The organism is Streptomyces aquilus, from assembly GCF_003955715.1.
In the GTDB taxonomy this organism is placed as follows: domain Bacteria; phylum Actinomycetota; class Actinomycetes; order Streptomycetales; family Streptomycetaceae; genus Streptomyces; species Streptomyces aquilus.
In genome coordinates, this window is sequence record NZ_CP034463.1 from 8,299,121 (window position 1) to 8,317,998 (window position 18,878).

Annotated in this window: 19 protein-coding genes; 10 read left to right on the forward strand and 9 right to left on the reverse strand. The window is 72.8% G+C overall.

Features of this window, described 5'->3' with window-relative positions; all coding sequences use genetic code 11:
• Positions 1 to 25: 25 nt before the first annotated feature.
• Positions 26 to 859 carry a methyltransferase domain-containing protein gene (locus EJC51_RS38050; RefSeq protein WP_126275212.1) on the reverse strand — a complete coding sequence of 278 codons (834 nt, stop codon included), beginning with the start codon at positions 857 to 859 and terminating at the stop codon, positions 26 to 28.
• A gap of 114 nt (positions 860 to 973) precedes the next feature.
• On the reverse strand, positions 974 to 2,467 hold the full coding sequence (locus EJC51_RS38055) for a bifunctional phosphatase PAP2/diacylglycerol kinase family protein (RefSeq protein ID WP_126275213.1): 1,494 nt from the start codon (positions 2,465 to 2,467) through the stop codon (positions 974 to 976).
• A gap of 68 nt (positions 2,468 to 2,535) precedes the next feature.
• Between EJC51_RS38055 and EJC51_RS38060 the strand changes: the two genes are divergently transcribed.
• On the forward strand, positions 2,536 to 3,201 hold the full coding sequence (locus tag EJC51_RS38060; RefSeq protein WP_126275214.1) for a histidine phosphatase family protein: 666 nt from the start codon (positions 2,536 to 2,538) through the stop codon (positions 3,199 to 3,201).
• A gap of 42 nt (positions 3,202 to 3,243) precedes the next feature.
• On the forward strand, positions 3,244 to 4,863 hold the full coding sequence (locus EJC51_RS38065; protein WP_126275215.1) for an ABC-F family ATP-binding cassette domain-containing protein: 1,620 nt from the start codon (positions 3,244 to 3,246) through the stop codon (positions 4,861 to 4,863).
• A 13-nt stretch (positions 4,864 to 4,876) separates the two neighbouring features.
• On the opposite strand, the gene EJC51_RS38070 is transcribed toward EJC51_RS38065, so the two are convergent.
• Positions 4,877 to 5,983 carry a baeRF2 domain-containing protein gene (locus EJC51_RS38070; RefSeq protein ID WP_126275216.1) on the reverse strand — a complete coding sequence of 369 codons (1,107 nt, stop codon included), beginning with the start codon at positions 5,981 to 5,983 and terminating at the stop codon, positions 4,877 to 4,879.
• 68 nt (positions 5,984 to 6,051) lie between these two features.
• Here EJC51_RS38070 and EJC51_RS38075 point away from each other — a divergent pair, with 68 nt between their 5' ends.
• On the forward strand, positions 6,052 to 6,330 hold the full coding sequence (locus tag EJC51_RS38075; RefSeq protein ID WP_126275217.1) for a DUF6158 family protein: 279 nt from the start codon (positions 6,052 to 6,054) through the stop codon (positions 6,328 to 6,330).
• A gap of 71 nt (positions 6,331 to 6,401) precedes the next feature.
• Here EJC51_RS38075 and EJC51_RS38080 read toward each other — a convergent pair whose 3' ends face one another.
• From EJC51_RS38080 to EJC51_RS38100, 5 genes are all read right to left on the reverse strand, one after another.
• Positions 6,402 to 8,498, reverse strand: a complete 2,097-nt coding sequence (locus EJC51_RS38080; protein WP_126275218.1) for a catalase — start codon at positions 8,496 to 8,498, stop codon at positions 6,402 to 6,404.
• Positions 8,498 to 9,040, reverse strand: coding sequence for a type 1 glutamine amidotransferase domain-containing protein (locus tag EJC51_RS38085; protein WP_126275219.1), 543 nt, complete (start codon positions 9,038 to 9,040; stop codon positions 8,498 to 8,500). Before EJC51_RS38085 ends, EJC51_RS38080 begins: the two co-directional genes overlap by 1 nt.
• A 40-nt stretch (positions 9,041 to 9,080) precedes the next feature.
• A complete protein-coding gene (locus tag EJC51_RS38090; RefSeq protein ID WP_126275220.1) occupies positions 9,081 to 9,779 on the reverse strand; it encodes a diguanylate cyclase in 699 nt (232 codons plus the stop codon).
• Positions 9,776 to 10,279 carry a CBS domain-containing protein gene (locus tag EJC51_RS38095; protein WP_126275221.1) on the reverse strand — a complete coding sequence of 168 codons (504 nt, stop codon included), beginning with the start codon at positions 10,277 to 10,279 and terminating at the stop codon, positions 9,776 to 9,778. Before EJC51_RS38095 ends, EJC51_RS38090 begins: the two co-directional genes overlap by 4 nt.
• 253 nt (positions 10,280 to 10,532) lie before the next feature.
• The gene (locus EJC51_RS38100; RefSeq protein ID WP_097270670.1) at positions 10,533 to 10,913 is read right to left on the reverse strand and encodes a DUF2795 domain-containing protein; all 381 of its coding nucleotides are present in this window, start codon (positions 10,911 to 10,913) and stop codon (positions 10,533 to 10,535) included.
• A 140-nt stretch (positions 10,914 to 11,053) separates the two neighbouring features.
• Between EJC51_RS38100 and EJC51_RS47955 the strand changes: the two genes are divergently transcribed.
• On the forward strand, positions 11,054 to 11,194 hold the full coding sequence (locus tag EJC51_RS47955) for a hypothetical protein (RefSeq protein ID WP_165951367.1): 141 nt from the start codon (positions 11,054 to 11,056) through the stop codon (positions 11,192 to 11,194).
• A 122-nt stretch (positions 11,195 to 11,316) separates the two neighbouring features.
• Positions 11,317 to 12,294, forward strand: a complete 978-nt coding sequence (locus tag EJC51_RS38105; protein ID WP_126275222.1) for an ABC transporter substrate-binding protein — start codon at positions 11,317 to 11,319, stop codon at positions 12,292 to 12,294.
• Positions 12,295 to 12,300: 6 nt separating this feature from the next.
• On the opposite strand, the gene EJC51_RS38110 is transcribed toward EJC51_RS38105, so the two are convergent.
• Complete coding sequence (locus tag EJC51_RS38110) at positions 12,301 to 14,097, reverse strand: thiamine pyrophosphate-requiring protein (protein ID WP_126275223.1); 1,797 nt, start codon at positions 14,095 to 14,097, stop codon at positions 12,301 to 12,303.
• A gap of 242 nt (positions 14,098 to 14,339) precedes the next feature.
• On the opposite strand from EJC51_RS38110, the gene EJC51_RS38115 reads away from it, so the two are divergent.
• The 5 genes from EJC51_RS38115 (at position 14,340) to EJC51_RS38135 (ending at position 18,876) form a co-directional block, all read left to right on the forward strand.
• On the forward strand, positions 14,340 to 15,134 hold the full coding sequence (locus EJC51_RS38115; RefSeq protein ID WP_126275224.1) for an RNA polymerase sigma factor SigF: 795 nt from the start codon (positions 14,340 to 14,342) through the stop codon (positions 15,132 to 15,134).
• A gap of 136 nt (positions 15,135 to 15,270) precedes the next feature.
• Complete coding sequence (locus EJC51_RS38120; protein ID WP_126275225.1) at positions 15,271 to 15,876, forward strand: hypothetical protein; 606 nt, start codon at positions 15,271 to 15,273, stop codon at positions 15,874 to 15,876.
• 165 nt (positions 15,877 to 16,041) lie between these two features.
• The gene (locus EJC51_RS38125) at positions 16,042 to 17,289 is read left to right on the forward strand and encodes an aminotransferase class I/II-fold pyridoxal phosphate-dependent enzyme (RefSeq protein ID WP_126275226.1); all 1,248 of its coding nucleotides are present in this window, start codon (positions 16,042 to 16,044) and stop codon (positions 17,287 to 17,289) included.
• Positions 17,286 to 18,404 (forward strand): MBL fold metallo-hydrolase, encoded by a 1,119-nt coding sequence (locus tag EJC51_RS38130; protein ID WP_126275227.1) that lies wholly within the window; start codon positions 17,286 to 17,288, stop codon positions 18,402 to 18,404. The genes EJC51_RS38125 and EJC51_RS38130 overlap by 4 nt, the downstream gene beginning before the upstream one ends.
• A gap of 55 nt (positions 18,405 to 18,459) precedes the next feature.
• A complete protein-coding gene (locus tag EJC51_RS38135) occupies positions 18,460 to 18,876 on the forward strand; it encodes an ankyrin repeat domain-containing protein (RefSeq protein ID WP_126275228.1) in 417 nt (138 codons plus the stop codon).
• Positions 18,877 to 18,878 lie beyond the last annotated feature (2 nt).

Here is an 18,878-nt window from a genome sequence, read left to right on the forward strand (position 1 = left end):
TTCCGGGTTTCCAGAAAACAGGGATTCAGACGTCTTTTCGGCACAGAATTTCACCGTGCAGCACGCTGAACCACGCGTCCTCCCGCTTCCCCCACTCCCGCCAGGCGTCCGCGATCGCCGCCAGCTGCCCGGCCGTGGCGTGCCCGCCCTCGACGGCCCGCTCCGCGTACGCCGACGCCACCGTGCGGTCGGCCCACAGGCCGCTCCACCAGGCCCGCTCCTCGGCGGTCGCGAAGGTCCAGGTGCCGGAGGTCGCGGTGATGTCGGTCAGCCCCGCCCGCAGCGCCCATGACTTCAGCCGGCGCCCGGCGTCCGGCTCGCCCCCGTTCGCGCGGGCCACCCGCCGGTACAGGTCCAGCCAGTCGTCCATGCCCGGGGACGCCGGGTACCAGGTCATGGCCGCGTAGTCGGAGTCGCGGACGGCGATGAGGCCGCCCGGCCTGGTGACCCGCCTCATCTCGCGCAGCGCCTGCACCGGGTCCCCGACGTGCTGGAGCACCTGGTGGGCGTGGACCACGCAGAAGGTGTCGTCCGGCCAGTCCAGGGCGTGCACGTCGGCGACCGTGAAGTCCACGTTGGTCAGACCGCGTGCGGCGGCCGTGGCGCGGGCCTGGTCCAGGATGCCGGAGGCGTGGTCGGCGCCGGTGACATGGCCGTCGGGGACCAGCTCCGCCAGGTCGGCGGTGATGGTGCCCGGGCCGCAGCCGATGTCCAGGATCCTCATGTGGGGCTTCAGCGAACCGAGCAGGTACGCCGCGGAGTTGGCGGCGGTGCGCCAGGTGTGCGAGCGCAGCACCGACTCGTGGTGTCCGTGCGTGTAGACGGCGGTCTCCTGCGGCTTCGACCTGGCTCTCGACATGGCTGAACTCCCCTGTTCGACGCGGTGCCGGTACCGGGTGATCGGTACGCCTTCACCGTACGCGCGCATGTCGAATGATGAGACCCGCGTTTCGCCATATGGACTGACGGGTGGTCAGCTGCCGGGCAGGGGGCGGTACACCGTGAGCGCCTCGGGGAGCTTCTCCAGCGTCACCTCGCTTGCCACTTCGGTGACTTCACCGTCGTAGGCGAGGAGCGTGCCCGGTGCCACGCCCGCCAGGCGCAGCCGGCCGACCTGGACCGCCGCGTGGACGGGGGAGCGGGTGAGCGGGCCGGCCAGGGCGGCGGCGAGCAGCCGGGTTGCGGGGCGCCGGCCGCCGTGCACGACCCGGACGTCCAGCTGCCCGTCCGCGAGGTCGAGGCGGCGGCCCGGCGCCAGGCCCACCCGGTGGTAGGTGCCGTTGCCGGCGAACAGCAGCCACAGCGGACGGGTGCGGCCGTCGAACTCGGCCTCCAGCGGATGCCGGTCGGCGCGCAGCACGCGCAGGGCCGCCAGCACCCCGGCCGGCCAGCCGCCGATCCGCTTCGACCAGTGGTCCCGCACCCGCACCAGCTCCGGATAGACGCCCAGACTGCACGTGTTGAGGAAGATGCCCCGAGTCCCGGCGCTGTGGAAGCGGCCCACGTCCACCCGCACGGCCTCGCCGCCGCGGACGGCCCGGCCCAGATCGTTGGCGCCCTCCACGCCCAGGTCGTAGGCGAAGTGGTTGAGTGTGCCGCCGGGCAGCACCGCGAGCGGCAGTCCGTGCCGCAGGGCGACCTCGGCGGCCGCGTTCACACTGCCGTCCCCACCGCACACGCCGAGCACGCGCGCGTGCGTGGCCGCCTTCTCCAACTCCGCCCGCATGTCGGCGGGTTGGCATTCGACGAGCTCGGCCCGCGGCAGCGCGGCCTGTAGCGCGCGCACCCGCTCGGCGGTCCCGGCCGCGCTGTTCGCCACCATCACCAGCCCCTCGCCCTCGGGCAGCGCCGGCACCTCCGCGCGCGGCCGGGGCGGAGTGCCGAGCTGCGCGCGGGTCGGCACCAGACCCCGTACGGCGAACGCGGCGCCCGCCCCCAGCACGGCGCCCGCCAGCACGTCGCTCGGGAAGTGCACCCCGGTGTAGACGCGGGACAGCGCCACCGACCAGGCGACCGGGCCCACCGCCGCGCCCCAGGCCGGCGACTCCAGGGCGACGCCCGTCGCGAAGGCGGCCGCCGACGCGGCGTGCCCGGACGGGAAGGACGTGGTGATCGGCTGCCGCTTCAGCTGCCGTACGAGCGGCACCGGGTCGAGGACCGGCCGGGGGCGGCGTACGGACCGCTTGCCGAGGGTGTTGATCGTCAGTGAGGCCAGGCCCAGCGAGGCCAGGCCGCGGGCGGCGGCCCGGCGGGCGCGCGGGGTACGGCCGGCCGCCATCACGGCGCCGGCCGCGAACCACAGCACACCGTGGTTCGCGCTGCGGCTCAGCCGCGGCAGGACGGGTTCGGCCAGCGGCCAGTTCCGCTCGGCGGCGAACTCGAAGAGCCGGCAGTCGAGGGCCAGCAGCGCGTCGCGCACGGCGTGCCGGCCGGGCTTCGGGGCGGTGAGGTCCACGTCAGGGGTCATGCGTCGGCGGGTACCCTGAAGTGGCCGTTTCTTGTCCCGGAGCGGTCACGACAACGGAGGCTCACCGCATGCGACTGCTCCTCGTCCGGCACGGCCAGACCCCGTCCAATGTCGACTTCCTCCTCGACACCGCGATACCCGGCGCGGCTCTGACCCCGCTCGGTGAGCGGCAGGCGGCCGCGCTGCCCGAGGCCCTCGCCGACGAGGACATCGAGGCCCTCTACGCCTCCACCCTGGTCCGCACCCAGCTCACCGCCGCCCCGCTGGCCGCCGCCCGCGGCCTGGACGTCCTCGTCCGTGACGGCATCCGGGAGATCTCCGCCGGGGACCTGGAGATGCTGGACGGCCACTCCGAGGCGGGCCGCACGTACATGGAGACCGTCTTCGCCTGGTCGGCCGGGGACGTCGAGCGGCGGATGCCGGGCGGCGAGAACGGCGTGGAGGCCCTCGCCCGCTACGACGCCGTGATCGCCGAGGCCGCCGGCGGTGGCGCCGGGACCGTCGCCATGGTCAGCCACGGCGCGGCGATCCGGATGTGGGTCGCGGCCCGCGCCGACAACGTCGACATCGACTTCGCCGCCGCCCGCCCCCTCGACAACACCGGCGTGGTGATCCTGGAGGGCTCGCCGGCCGACGGCTGGAAGGCGCTGTCGTGGGCGGGCGCCGTGGTGGCCGGTGCCGGACCCGGCACCGAGGGCGGGCCCGCGGGCAGGCCCCTCGACGAGGTCGAATAACGGTTTGCCCAGCGTGCGCCCGGGCCCGCACAATGCGGCCTCATGGGACATCTGGAAGCGGCGCACCTCGAGTACTACCTCCCTGACGGGAGGGCGTTGCTCGGCGACGTGTCCTTCCGCGTGGGCGAAGGGGCCGCCGTGGCTCTCGTCGGGCCCAACGGCGCCGGCAAGACCACCCTGCTCCGCCTGATCTCCGGCGAGCTGAAGCCGCACGGCGGCACCGTCACCGTCAGCGGCGGCCTCGGCGTGATGCGCCAGTTCGTCGGTTCCGTACGCGACGAGACGTCCGTACGCGACCTGCTCGTGTCCGTCGCCTCGCCCCGCATCCGGGAGGCCGCGCAGGCCGTCGACCGGGCCGAGCACCTGATCATGACCGTCGACGACGAGGCCGCCCAGCTGAAGTACGCGCAGGCCCTCGCCGACTGGGCGGAGGTGCGCGGGTACGAGGCGGAGACGCTGTGGGACATGTGCACCATGGCCGCGCTCGGGGTGCCGTACGAGAAGGCGCAGTTCCGTGAGGTGCGCACGCTCTCCGGCGGTGAGCAGAAACGGCTCGTGCTGGAGGCCCTCTTCCGCGGCACCGACCAGGTGCTCCTGCTCGACGAGCCGGACAACTACCTCGACGTGCCCGGCAAGCGGTGGCTGGAGGAGCGGCTGAAGGAGACCCGCAAGACGGTCCTCTTCGTCTCCCACGACCGCGAACTCCTCGCCCGCGCCGCCGAGAAGATCGTCTCGGTGGAGCCCTCGCCCGCGGGTGCCGACGCCTGGGTGCACGGCGGCGGGTTCGCCACGTACCACGAGGCGCGGCGGGAGCGTTTCGCCCGCTTCGAGGAGCTCAGGCGCCGCTGGGACGAGAAGCACGCCCAGCTGAAGAAGCTCGTGCTGAGCCTCCGTCAGGCGGCTTCCATCAGCCACGAGTTGGCCTCCCGCTACCAGGCGGCCCAGACCCGCCTGCGCAAGTTCGAGGAGGCCGGCCCGCCGCCCGAGCCGCCGCGCGAGCAGGACATCAAGATGCGCCTCAAGGGCGGCCGTACCGGCGTACGGGCCGTCACCTGCGCGGGACTCGAACTCACCGGCCTGATGAAGCCGTTCGACCTGGAGGTCTTCTACGGCGAGCGGGTCGCCGTGCTCGGCTCCAACGGCTCCGGCAAGTCGCACTTCCTGCGGCTGCTGGCCGGGGAGGAGGTCGCGCACACCGGGCAGTGGAAACTGGGCGCGCGAGTCGTGCCCGGGCACTTCGCCCAGACGCACGCGCACCCCGAGCTCCTGGGCCGCACCCTGCTCGACATCCTGTGGACCGAGCACTCCCAGGACCGGGGCGCGGCGATGTCCCGGCTGCGCCGCTACGAGCTGACGAACCAGGCCGAGCAGAGCTTCGACCGCCTCTCCGGCGGCCAGCAGGCCCGCTTCCAGATCCTCCTGCTGGAGCTCCAGGGCGTCACCGCGCTGCTGCTGGACGAGCCCACGGACAACCTGGACCTGGAGTCCGCCGAGGCCCTCCAGGAGGGCCTGGAGGCCTTCGACGGCACGGTCCTCGCGGTGACCCACGACCGCTGGTTCGCCCGCTCCTTCGACCGCTACCTGGTCTTCGGCAGCGACGGCCGCGTCCGCGAGACACCGGAGCCGGTGTGGGACGAGCGGCGGGTGGAGCGGGCGCGGTAGCCCACCGGGGCGGTCACTTCCAGCGCAGCAGCGCGCCCATGCCGCCCGGCAGCACCTCGTCGCGCGGCTCGGGGAGCGCGAGCGCGGTGGCGTCCGTCGTGACCGCCGCCCGCATCAAGGCGTCGTCCGCGCGGGCCGCCCACGAGTTCTGCTCACCGAGGATCTTCAGCTCGGTACGGCGCGTGGCCAGCTGGTCGGGCTCCTCGCCGATCCACACGTCCCGGTGCAGGTCGGGGCCCTCCGGGCGGATCAGGAGCTCCGCGATCCGGTGCTCCCGGGCCGCCGCCACCAGCTCGGGCAGGCTCTCGACGGCGGCGGCACGGCCCCCCTCGTCCGGGGTGCGGGCCCCGAGGAAGCGCTCCAGCTCCGCCTCGGCACGCCGCCGCACATGATCGGTGCGGATCTGCTCGACGTCGTCGTCCAGGAGCCGGCTGCCGGTGCCGTGCTCGGTCTCCGCCACGAGGTCCTTGATCCGCTGCGGCAGCCGATCGTGCACCTCACGGCACTCGCGCCGCTCCCCGACCAGAACCAGCAGGTCGGCGCCGGTCTCCTCCTGGCAGACGGTGAGCGCGTCGGCGATCTCCGCGGCGTTGTGCTCCCAGGTGTTCTCCACCTTCAGCTGGAAGTGCCGCTCGGACCAGTCCACGCTGCTCGTGCGGTGCACCGGCCACTGCCGGCCCGCCACCGCGCCGGCCGGCCGCCGCTCCACCGCGCTGCGCAGCTCGAAGTCGGCGCCCTTGCGGTTGACGTAGGCGACGACGCACACCGGGTTCTCCCCGGCCGGCTCCAGCAGCGGTGTCGTGCGGGGCAGCGGCGCCCAGTGGGCCGTGCTGCCGCCCGGCGGGGCCTGCGCCAGCACGGGATCGAGGACCACCTCGCCCGCCCGGGCGAAGAGGGCCCTGCCGTACCGGTCGGGGGAGTGGCGCAGATCCTCGATCGCGCCCTCCACGGCCCGGCAGGTGGCGTCGTCCGCGCCCTGCCCGGCCAGCTCGCGGGCCATCGCGGCGGCCGTCAGATGCAGCGCGTGGGCGGTGTCCTCCGCGTGCCGGGAGGTGTCGACGTATACGGAGGCCCAGGGGCCCGGATGTTCGTAGAGTGGGTGCAGATAGGCGAGATCCATGGTTCTCTCCCGGATTCCGCTCGGAGGCAGTGCTCAGTAGTGCTTCACCGGGCGGGTACCCGAACCCCATGAACGAACACGAAGAGTGGGACACCGCCATGACCGGAGTCGACCCCAGCCGCCTGGACGATCAGCAGCTCATGAAAGAGCTGGAGAACATCCACCGCACGCGCCACGACACCCTCCTCTACGGGTCGGGCGACGCACTGCGCGCCCACAACGGCCGGATGGCCGAGCTGGAGGGCGAGTACCTGCGGCGCAACCCGCAGCGCCTGATCGCCGCGGGCCGCACGCGCGCGGGGGCCCGGGAGCGGGGTCGCGGGCCCGCGGAGTCGCCCCGCGTCTGACCTGCCCGCCGACGCGGCCCGGGCCGGGGTCCGGCCGGGCCGCGCCGGCGACCTGATCCGCCGGACGGGCCCTAGTGGTGGGCCGGTGGCCGGTCCCAGTGGCGGTGGGCCGCGACCGCGGTGACGAAGGCCCGCAGGAACTCCCCATTCGCTGGGCCGGGGGAGGTGTCCGTGACCACGCCCTGGTCGGCGACCACCTCCTGGAACTGTGCGGACAGCCGCACCCCCTCCGGCTCCAGGGCCGTCACCACCCCGACCCCCGAGCCGAGCGCGCCCACCGGCTTGCCGTGCCGGTAGGCGTCCCGCACGAAGCGCATCGCGTCCTGGTCGGAGACGGTCGGCGGCGTGCCCACCGGACCGCCGGGCACCAGGACGGCGTCGTACAGCACGGAGGCCACGGTCGGCAGCGCCCGGTCGACCTGGTACGGCTCGCCGTCGGCGCCGGTGACCGTGCCGTCCCGCGCGGCCAGCGCCTCGACGATCGCGCCCTCGGCGGTCAGCGCCTCCTTCACCGACGTCACCTGCTCGCCGTCCACGCCGTCGGCCACCAGCACCGCGATCCGCCGGGTGCGGATCGAGCCGTCGCCGCGCAGCGACTCCAGGCTGAGCGCGGGGGAGAGCACCTTGTTCGGGGCCGCCTCGGCGGGGGTCGGTTCCGGCACCCCGATGCCCCGGGCCACCGCGGCCGCCAACTCGCCGTTCACATGAGCGAGTTGCTCGACGGTACGGGTCCGCACGCTCATCGCGTCGACCTTGCCGAGCTCGAACCGGAAGGCGTCCACGATGTGCTGCCGCTCCCAGGGCGCCATGCTGTGCCAGAACATCGCCGGCTGGCTGTAGTGGTCCTGGAAACTCGGGCTGCGGCGCCGGATCTTGGCGCCGTCGACGCGTTCCGCGTAGTGCGTGTACGCGTGACCGTCCGCGCCCGCGTGGGCCGGGCAGCCGCCGCCGAGAGAGTTCGGGAAGTAGTTCGTACCGCTGTGGATCCTGCTCTGCCCGTACCCGTCGCGCTGGTTCGTCCGCACCGGTGCCACCGGCCGGTTCACCGGCAGCTGCGCGAAGTTGGGGCCGCCGAGCCGGATCAACTGGGTGTCCAGATAGGAGAAGTTGCGGGCCTGGAGCAGCGGGTCGTTGGTGAAGTCGATGCCGGGGACCACGTTGGCCGTGTGGAAGGCGACCTGCTCGGTCTCGGCGAAGAAATTCTCCGGGTTGCGGTCCAGCACCATCCGGCCGATCGGCCGTACCGGCACCTGCTCCTCCGGGATGAGCTTCGTGGCGTCCAGCAGATCGAAGTCGAAGGCGAACTCGTCCTCCTCCGGCACCAGTTGGACGCCGAGCTCCCACTCCGGGTACTCGCCCGCCTCGATCGCGTCCCACAGGTCACCCCGGTTGAAGTCCGGGTCGCGGCCCTGGCACTCCTGCGCCTCGTCCCACACCAGCGAGTGCACGCCCGGCTTCGGCTTCCAGTGGAACTTCACGAACGTGCCGCGCCCCTCCGCGTTCACGAACCGGAAGGTGTGCACACCGAAGCCCTGCATCATGCGGTAGCTGCGCGGGATCGCCCGGTCCGACATGAGCCACATGATCGCGTGCAGCGTCTCCGGCTGGAGCGACACGAAGTCCCACAGGGTGTCGTGGGCCGACGCGCCGGTCGGGATGTCGTTGTGCGGCTCCGGCTTCACCGCGTGCACGAAGTCCGGGAACTTGATGCCGTCCTGGATGAAGAAGACCGGGAAGTTGTTGCCGACCAGGTCGTAATTGCCCTCGGACGTATAGAACTTGGTCGCGAAGCCGCGCACGTCCCGCACCGTGTCCGCGGAGCCCTTCGGGCCCTGCACGGTCGAGAACCGCACGAAGACGGGGGTGCGCACGGCCGGGTCCTGGAGGAAGGCCGCCCGGGTGAACTCCGCGCAGGACTCGTACGGTTCGAAGTAGCCGTAGGCGCCCGCGCCCCGCGCGTGCACCACCCGCTCCGGGATGCGCTCGTGGTCGAAGCGGGTGAGCTTCTCCCGGAAGTGGAAGTCCTCCATCAGGGTCGGACCGCGCTCCCCGGCGGCGAGCGAGTCGTCGGTGTGGTCGACCTCCACACCCTGGTCGGTGGTGAGCGGTCCTGCCGTGGGGTCGTCCGCCCGGAAGCCCTCGCGCTGCTGCTGCTTGCGGTCCGTCATCAGGCGGCCTCCCTGGTGAAGACGTCCAGGAAGGTCTCGCAGAACGCCTTCAGGTCGTCCGGCTTGCGACTGGTGACCAGCTTGTTCGGGCCGTGGTCGCAGACCTTGACCTGTTCGTCGACCCAACTGCCGCCCGCGTTGCGGATGTCGGTCCGCAGACTCGGCCAGGAGGTCAGCACCCGGCCCCGGACCACGTCCGCCTCGACGAGCGTCCACGGGGCGTGGCAGATCGCCGCGACGGGGCGGCCCTGGTCGAAGAAGTCCCGTACGAAACCGACCGCCTTCTCGTCCGTCCGCAGGAAGTCCGGGTTGGCGACCCCGCCGGGCAGCACCAGGCCGTCGAAGGAGTCGGCGGACGTCTCGCCCACGACCTCCTGCACGGGGAAGGTGTCCGCCTTGTCGAGGTGCTCGAACGCCTGGATCTCCCCGGCCTTCGTCGACACCAGCACGGGTTCGTGCCCCGCGTCCACGGCGGCCTGCCACGGGTCGGTGAGCTCGATCTGCTCGACGCCTTCGGGTGCGGTCAGGAATGCGATACGCATGATGTCTCCGTCCTTTCGTGGCGAGTCGATGAGTGACGCCTCAACGGCACCTGCCGATGGCACGCCGGAGGGCGGTGCCTCGACGTCCCTGGCCGGTGGCACGCCAGTGAGCCTCGTCGCTCGTCGCGCGCTTCTTGCTCCGCCGCGCCGCGCGCCGGCAGCGCAGCAGTTCCTCTCCGTACGGCAGCAGCACACAGGCGCCGATCGCGGCCGTGATGCCCGCGATGTAGCCGCGGGACAGCTGCGGGCGGCGCGGCACCAGCCGCCAGGCGTCCGGATCGCCGCGCCCGCCGCGCAGCAGCGACTTCACCTGGTCCGCGTGCAGACACATCAGTGAGGCCAGCGCGGCGAACGGCAGCGACTCCAGGAAGCTGTGGATGTGCTGCTCGACCGGCCTGACCTCACGCTCGCTGCGCACGGCCGTGCGTACGTCCCACAGCGCGGTGGCCTCGTGCACCGCGGCGCCGCCCAACTGCACCGCGAGCAGCGCCGGGTTGACCTCGTAGCGCAGGGTGGCCGCGATCGGGATGCCGACCTCGGCCATCATCAGGGAGTGGATCAGTGACTCCTTGGTGCCCGCGGTGTCCTCGATGCGGGTCCGCCGGTGCATGACCCAGTCGGCGAGACCGGGCACGAACCAGCTGGGCAGCAGTCCGTAGAGCAGATAGCGGGTGGTGGCCTCGCGGACGTCCACGGCGTTGCCGTAGGCGCTGATCTCGGCGGCGCGGTCCCGGCTCACAGGCCGCCCCGTCCCTGCCGCTCGGACCGGACTCCGGGCGGGCTTCCGCCGTAGCTCCCGGAGTCGGGCGGGGTGCCCGGCCTGCTGTCCGGGTCGGCTCGGCTGATGTCGGCCAGCACCGAGCCGGGGGCCTCCGCCTCCGCCAGGTCGCCCAGGCTCACCATGCCGACCGGCAGCCCGTCCTCGACGACCGGCAACCGGCGTACGGCATGCGCCCGCATCAGCGCCGACGCGGCCGTCACCGGGTCCTGCGGGGCGACCAGCACCGGCTCGGCGCTGCACACCGAGCGCACGCTCGTCGTCAGCGGATCGGCGCCCTCGGCGACCGCCCGTACCGTGATGTCACGGTCGGTGAGCACCCCGACGATCTCCTGGCCGTCGGCCACCACGACATCGCCGATGTCCTGCGCCCGCATCAGCTGCGCCGCCTCGACGAGCGAGGCGTCGGGGCGGACCGCGACCACCCCCGGTGTCATGACGTCCCTCACGAATTCAGCCATCACTGGGGACCTTCCTCCGTCCGTTTCCCGGCCGACGGGGACACCGCGGCCGGAGCCGACCCGACGCCGCCCGCAGTACCCCTGGGCCGAGCCCCTATGCGCGCCGCCCGGCTGACGCGACGAGTTCGCGCCGCCGCGATTCACCGGGGGCCCGAGCGCCCTGCTCGGCGGGGCTCGCGGCGTGGCACGCCGTTCCGGGGGGCGTCGGTCGGCACGCGTACGCGGGGCGGCGATGAGCCCCCTGCGTGCGCCGCTACGCCTGCTCCGCCACCAGCGCCTCGGCCAGTTCCTGGACGGTTCCGTAGTGCTGCCCGGAAGGGAGCTGTTCCACGGCCTCGACCAGGGGGTCCGGGGCGTACGCGCGGCGCAGGGCGCCGGCCAGGTGCCTCGGGGGCGCCGGGAACGCGCTGCGCGTCAGATGGCGGGCCAGTTCCTGGCGGACCGTGCCCAGGGACGCGCCGGAGCCGCCCGGTGCCACCGGGCCGCCGGCGAGCTGGGGATCGTCGTCGGCGGTCGGCTCGGGGTCGTGCCATTCCTCGGTGCGGGTGGGGTGTCCGGATCGGAGCAGCCCCTGGAGCTCGTGTTTCATCTCGTCGTCGCGGTGGCGGCTCAGTCGGTCGCTGCCTCGCTGCATGACTTTCCCTCCAGAAGTTCGGGGGTGGCCACCGCGTACCCGAGCACGCGCCGCCGACACGGGGGTTTGCCTTCCGGTTCGGGGGAGACCCGCCGGACACCCCCCAACGCCCCCCACGCCATCCCGGGGAAGGAACCGTCATGGCGATGTTCGCTGTGCTGATCCCGTTCGTCATGCTCGGCGTGGTGCTGGCACTGGGCCGCTACGAGGAGCTGCTGCTGCCCGAGAAGCGGGACGAGGTGAGGGAGCTGGTGCCGCTCGCGGAGCCGCGGGAGAGTTGAACTCCGCGCGGTTTCCCCTCGGTCCAGGGGACTGACACGGTCAAGGTGGGCGTGTAGATTGCGGGCGTCAAGAATCTGCGCACCATTGGTGGTTCGACCGTCCGAGTCTCCAGGGGGAGCCCATGCAACGGCGGCGCACACTCGGACTTCTCCTCGCGGCGATGCTCGTCGGCGCCGCCGGCTGCGGTTCCTCCGACTCCGGCAGCGGCACCGCCTCGCCCGCCGGTAGAGGCAAGACCACGCAGGTGACCGTCGGCATCATCCCCATCATCGACGTGGCACCCCTGTATCTCGGGCAGAAGAAGGGCTTCTTCGCCGACCGCGGCATCGAGCTGAAGACCGTGACCGCGCAGGGCGGCGCCGCGATCATCCCCGGCGTGGTGAGCGGGCAGTTCCAGTTCGGGTTCAGCAACACCACGTCGCTGATGATCGCCCAGACGAAGGGCGTCCCGGTCAAGTCCGTGGTCAACGGCGCCGCTTCCAACGGCAAGGTGGGTGCCGACGTCACCGGTGTCCTCGTCAAGAAGGACAGCTCCATCAAGTCGGCGAAGGACCTCGCCGGACACACCGTCGCGGTCAACACCCTTCAGAACATCGGGAGTACGACGGTCAGGGAGTCCGTGCGCAAGGCGGGCGGCGACCCCGACAAGGTGAAGTTCGTCGAGATCCCCTTCGACCAGATGCCCGCCGCCCTCGACGGCGGACGCGTCGACGCCGCCTGGATGGGCGACCCGGCCAAGTCCATCGCCGAACAGCAGGGCGCCCGTATCGTGGCGTCCCCGTTCGCCGAGACCGACCCGAAGCTGACCGTGGCGACGTACTTCACCTCGACCCAGATCACCCAGCGCAACCCCGGGTTGGTGAAGAAGTTCACCGAGGCGATGGCCGAGTCGCTGGAGTACGCCTCCCGGCATCCCGACGAGGCGCGGCAGATCCTCACCACCTACACCAAGATCGACGCGAGCCTGCTGGACACGCTCACCCTGCCCGCCTGGCCCGCCGAGGTCGACACGGCCTCCCTGGAGAAGCTGGCCTCCCTCGGCGAACAGGACGGCCTCTTCGGCGACAAGAAGCCGGACATCCAGGCGCTGTTCTCGTGACGCCGTCTACTTCTTGTCCCGGCCCGGCAGGAACTCCTGCACCTTCGCCTTCAGCCCCTGCTTGATCATCGACCCGCGGTCCGCGTCGCCCTTGAGGATCGACGCGGCCGTCGCCTCCATCTGGTCCCAGGTCGCGTGCGGCGGGATCGGCGGTACGGCCGGGTCGGTGAGGAACTCGATCACCGCGGGCCCGTCCGCCTCAAGACCCGCACGCCAGCCCGCCTCGACGTCCTCGGGCTTCTCCACCCGGATGCCGGTCAGCCCGAGCGAGCGGGCGAACGCGGCGTACTGCACGTCCGGCAGCTCCTGCGAGGGCAGGAAGGACGGGGCGCCCTCCATGGCCCGCATCTCCCAGGTGACCTGGTTGAGGTCGCGGTTGTTGAACACCCCGATCACCAGCCGGGGGTCCTCCCACAGGTCCTTGTACTTCGCCGCGGTGATGAGCTCCGCGAGGCCGTTCATCTGCATCGCCCCGTCCCCGACCAGCGCGATCGCCGGCCGGTCGGGATGCGCGAACTTCGCGCCGATGGCGTACGGCACCCCGCAGCCCATCGTCGCCAGCGTGCCGGACAGCGAGGAGCGCATGCCGGGCCGCATCGTCAGATGGCGGGCGTACCAGTTGGCCGCCGACCCCGAGTCGGAGGAGACGATCGCGTTGCCGGGCAGCAGCGGGTCCAGGGCGGCGGCCACGTACTCCGGGTTGATCGGGTCGGCCGACAGCTCCGCCCGCCGCCCCATCACCTCACGCCAGCGCCGCACGTTGTCGCACACCGTGTCGTACCACTGACGCCCGCGCTCCGCGCCGTTCAGCAGCGGGATCAGCCGCTCCAGCGTCGCCTTCGCGTCGCCGACGAGATTCACCTCGTACGGATAACGCATCCCGACCATGTGCGGGTCGATGTCGATCTGCACCCCGCGCGCCTTGCCGAACTCCGGCATGAACTGCGTGTAGGGGAAGGACGATCCGATGGTCAGCAGGGTGTCGCAGTCCCGCATCAGCTCGTACGACGGACGCGTGCCGAGCAGCCCGATCGAGCCGGTGACGTACGGGAGTTCGTCGCTGAGCACGTCCTTGCCGAGGAGCGCCTTGGCGACGCCGGCGCCCAGCAGCTCGGCGATCCGCTCCACCTCCGCCCGCGCCCCCGCCGCGCCCTGACCGACCAACACGGCGACCTTGTCACCGGAGTTGAGGATCTCGGCGGCCCGGTTCAGGGACTCCTCGGACGGCACGGCCGTCCACGCGCTGCGGTCCAGGCTGGAGGGGACCATCTTGAACTCGTGCGTGGGCGGCGAGTAGTCGAGCTCCTGGACGTCGCCCGGAATGATGATCGCCGTGGGTGCGCGGCGGGCGTACGCGGTGCGCAGCGCCCGGTCCAGCACGTTCGGCAGCTGCTCGGGGACCGTCACCGTCTCCACGAAGTCCGAGGCGACGTCCTTGAACAGCGTGTGCAGGTCGACCTCCTGCTGGTACGAGCCGCCCATCGCGGTGCGGTGCGTCTGGCCGACGATCGCCAGCACCGGCACATGGTCCAGCTTCGCGTCGTACAGGCCGTTGAGGAGATGGATCGCGCCGGGCCCCGACGTCGCCGCGCACACTCCGACGCGGCCGCTGAACTTCGCGTAACCGACCGCCTCGAACGCCGACATCTCCTCGTGCCGCGACTGCACGAACCGCGGCTGGTTCTCGGCCCGGCCCCACGCGGCGAGCAGGCCGTTGATGCCGTCGCCGGGATAGCCGAACACATGCTCCACACCCCATTCGCGCAGCCGCTCGAGGATGTGGTCGGAGACCTTGGTGCTCATGGAGAAAACCTCCCGGACGTCGGACATGCACAGGCAGCGCCTTCCGAGTCACCCCAGGGCGCCCGGGAAAACCTGCGCCCGGGTTTGCGGGCGGGGGCCGGGGGCAGGCGCACGGTCAGTGCTTCGGACAGGAGGCACGTCCGTGGGAGCGGCCACTCGCCGCCACGGCTGCGCCTGTCCGGGCCGGCCTTCCCGCGGTGACCGTGCAACCCAGCGCACGACCAAGGGAGTTGCGACGCATCATGTCCACGCGTACGAGCGCGAAGCATCACCCGCATGACGACGCCCCCGACACCGCGGACGCCTTCCGGCGGCTGGCCGCACTGCCCGACGGTCCCGAGCGCGACACCCTGCGCGGCGAGATCATCGAGGCCTGGCTGCCCATGGCCGACCGGCTCGCGGGACGGTTCCGCAGCCGCGGCGAGAGCTTCGAGGACCTGCGCCAGGTGGCGGCCCTCGGCCTGGTCAAGGCCGTCGACCGCTACGACCCCGAGCTCGGCAACGCCTTCGAGAGCTACGCCGTGCCCACCATCACCGGCGAGATAAAGCGCCACTTCCGCGACCACATGTGGACGCTGCACGTGCCGCGCCGGGTGCAGGAGCTGCGCAACCGGGTGCGGTTCGCGAGCCAGGACCTGTCCCAGACCATCCCCGGCCGCCGGCCCACCGTCGCGGAGATCGCCGAGCACGCGCGGATGAGCGAGGAGGACGTGCTGGTCGGGCTGGAGGCGCTGGAGAGCTTCACGGCGCTGTCGCTGGACGCGGAGCTGCCCGGCAGCGAGGACGGGTACTCGCTGAGCGACGCGCTGGGGTCGCCGGATCCGGCGCTGGAGACGGTGGTGGACCGGGAGTCGGTCGCACCGCGACTCGCCGCGCTGCCTGAGCGGGAGCGGGCGATCTTGTACATGCGGTTCTTCGGGGACATGACGCAGAGCCGGATCGCCGAGCAGTTGGGGATCTCGCAGATGCATGTGTCGCGGCTGATCAGCCGGTGTTGCGGGAAGGTGCGGGAGCAGGTTCTGAGGGACGCGGTGTAGACCCCCGCGCCCCTGGGGGAGTTCACCCAGTCGGCGTCTATCTGTCCCGCTAATGGGGCTCCGGCGCGCGCGTCCTCCGTGTGTGCGGGCTGTGATGGGTGCAGTGACCCTGTCCGCGGTCTAAGGAGCCCCCCTCATGCGCCGCACCGTGCGTGCCCTGTCCGTCGTCGTTCTGGCGGGTGCCGCTTTCGGCGGTGTCGTGCCCGTCGCTGTCGCGGACCCCGCTGCCGAGGTCAGCCCCGCCAGCGTCGAGCCGGAAGGCAGCGTCACCGTCTCGGTCTCCTGCGACCCGGTCGGCGGTACCGCGCCCGCGACCATCGAGGCCACGTCCCAGGCCTTCGGCGAAGAGGCAGTGCAGCTCCAGCGCGTGCCCGGGAACGACGCCGCGGCCGGGCCCGCCTATCGGGGGACCGCGCGGATCGCGTCCGGGGAGGACTACGGGGACGACTCGGCGTGGACCGTGGACGGGGCGTGTCCGGCGGAGGCCGGGGCGCAGGGCAGGCCGTGGAGCGCCACCTTCGACGTGACCGACGGCGGCGGTACGGGGCACGGCTGCACCGAGCCGCGGGTCGAGCCGTGCGCCAGTACCAGCGCGCCGGTCCAGCGAGGCGTGCACGCCGGCACGGGCGGGGCCTTCACCGACTCCGTGCCGGCGCTGGTCGCGGGCGGTGTGCTCATCGCGGGCGCCCTCGGCGGTGCCGTGTACCGGGTGCGCCGCAGGACGCCGCGCGGGGAGGCCTGAGGCGGTCCCGCGGGGCCGGTGTGACCGGCGCAACTTGAGCGGAACCCCATCGGCGTGCGCCACCCTGGGTACGCGAAGCGTGGCGGCGCACGCCCCTCGCCGTACCCGCCGAAAGGACAGGACCCCCCACGGCCCCGCGACACAGCAGCTCACCCGGAGGTACGGATGCGGCGCACGGACCCGGAAGGCCACGGCCCGGTCCGCTACGGCCCGCCGCTGCCGGACGACGGGCTGCCCGTGCTGCCCGAGCTGTCGGCCGTGCTCGCCGCGGCGGCGGCTCAGGGCGGCAGCGAACCCGTAGGGGGCGGTTCCGGGCTGCTGGACGCGGCGTGCGGCTACTGGGCCCGGCGTGGACTGTCCGCCGGGCCCGAGCGCGTCGTGGCGGCCCCCGGCGCCCCGTCCCTGCTGCTCGCGCTGACCGCCGCCCTCGGCGGTGACGTCCTGGTGCCCCGGCCCTGCGCGGCCTGGTGGGCGCCGTACGCACGCCTGTTGGGAAGACCCGTCTTCCACGTGGCGACACCGGCGGAGTGCGGCGGTGTCCCGGACCCGTACGCCCTGCTGGAGACCGTGCGCCGGGTGCGGGAGGAGGGCGGTGACCCGCGGCTGCTCGTGCTGTCCGTGGCCGACGACCCCACCGCCACCGTGGCGCCGCCCGAGGTGCTGCACGAGGCCGTGGAGGCCGCCGCTGGTGAGGGCCTGCACCTGGTCAGTGACGAGACCTGGCGCGACACCGTGCACGCACCGCACGACACCATGTGGCTGAGCCCCGCCGAGATGCTGCCCGACCGGGTCACCGTCGTCACCGACCTGGCCGGCGCCCTGCTGCCGCCGGGCTGGCCCGCCGCGATCGCCCGCTTCCCCGAAGGGGACGTCGGTGACGGCCTCCACGCGCGCGTGCTCGACGTGCTCACCGCCCTCGGCGCCCGGGTGGCCGCCCCCGTGGCCGCCGCGGCCTGCTACGCGCTGCCGGAGCCCGCGCCCGTGACCGACCGCGTCGGCGCCGCCGTACGCCTGCACGCGCGCGTGGCCGCCGCCGCGCACACCGCCGTCGTCTCGGCCGGCGCCCTGGCCCGGCCCCCGCAGGCCGGCCGCCATCTCTACGTCGACCTCGGCCCGCTGCGCTCCGCGCTCGGCGCGCACGGCGTCGGCGACGCCCAGGACCTGGAGGAGTTCCTCGCCGCCCGGCTCGGGATGCCGGCCCCCGGCGGTCATCGCTTCGGCGACGACCTGGGGGCGCTGCGGGTGCGGTTGTCGACCGGGGCGTTGCTCGCCGGGACGAACGGGGAACTCGAGGAATGCCTCAGTTCGACCACACCGTTGGAACTGCCACACGTGCACCGTGCGTTGATCACTTTGAAGTCGGTCTTCGACGATCTCCGCGACGACGCTCAGCGATGGGAGCCTCCTCGATGACGCAGCAGTCCACGAGTACGGCCGGTTCGAGCGCAGCCGGTTCCCGCACCACCGTCCGGGAAACCGACGCTCCGACGGCCGCCACCACCGTCCGGGAACCCGACGCTCCCACGGCCGCATCCTCCTTCGCACCGCCCTTCCCGCCGCTCGCCGAACCCCGCCCCCTCGGCGAGCGCCGGTTCTGGCCGCGTACCTTCCACGACCGGCTCACCGCCCCGCTTCCCGGCCTCAAGGCCATGGCCCGGTTCGCCCGCGAGGGTTCCGTGCGGCCCGGCCGCGAGGGTCTCGCCGACATCCCGAAGCTGCCGTTCGCACCCGCGCCGCTGCCCCGCGTGGACGCCCGTACCGTCGCCGTCTCCTGGGCGGGGCACGCCAGTTGGGTCGTCCGGATCGGCGGCCTGACCGTCCTCACCGACCCCGTCTGGTCCCGTCGTATCCTCGGCACCCCGGCGCGCATCACCCCCGTCGGCATCGCCTGGAGCGCGCTGCCGCGCGTGGACGCGGTCGTCATCAGCCACAACCACTACGACCATCTGGACGCCCCCACCCTGCGCCGACTCCCGCGCGACACCCCGGTGTTCGTGCCCGCGGGACTGGCCGGCTGGTTCCGGCGCCGCCGGTTCACCCAGGTCACCGAGCTCGACTGGTGGGAGGCGGCCGAACTGAAGGGCGTCCGCTTCGACTTCGTCCCGGCCCACCACTGGTCCAAGCGCACCCTCACCGACACCTGCCGCAGCCTGTGGGGAGGCTGGGTCCTCACGGACCCGGACGGCCGGCGGGTCCATTTCGCCGGCGACACCGGATACGGCCACTGGTTCGCCCGCATCGGCCGCCGCTACCCCGGCATCGACCTGACCCTGCTGCCCATCGGTGCCTACGACCCCCGCTGGTGGCTCAGCGACGTGCACTGCGACCCGGAGGAGGCGGTGCGGGCGGCCCAGGATCTCGGGGCGCGACGGATGGCCCCGATGCACTGGGGCACGTTCGTGCTGTCGGCGGAGCCGGTGCTGGAGCCGCTGACGCGGGTGCGGGCGGCCTGGGAGAAGGCGGGGCTCGCGCGGGAGGACCTGTGGGACCTGCCGGTGGGCGGTTCACGGGTGCTGGACCGGGCCTGACCGCGGTCGAAAGTCGATGGCCGCGCCGGCCTCGTGATCGCTAGCCTCGCCCACCATGAAGCGACGACAGCGGAAGAAGCTCTCCCGTCAGCTCTTCGCGGCGACCCTGGCGGGAGACGCCGGCCGCGTGCGGGCGCTGCTGAAGCGGGGAGCGGATGCCGAGCGACCGTACGACGACGGCGCCACCCCGCTGTATCTCGCGTCGGTGCAGGGGGAGGCCGGGGTCGCGCGCGTGCTCCTGCGCGCCGGGGCCGCCCCCGACACGGAGAGCGCGGGCGACGGCTCGCAGGGCACGCCGCTGTGCGCGGCCGCCTGCTGGGGCCACGTGGAGACCGTACGAGAACTGCTGGCGCACGGCGCCGACCCGAACCTCCGTGAGGACCACGGGACGGGGTGGTCACCTCTGGACTGGGCGCACCACGGCCCGCACCCCAGGACCGCCGAACTCCTTGTCGCCGCCGGAGCGCGATGACG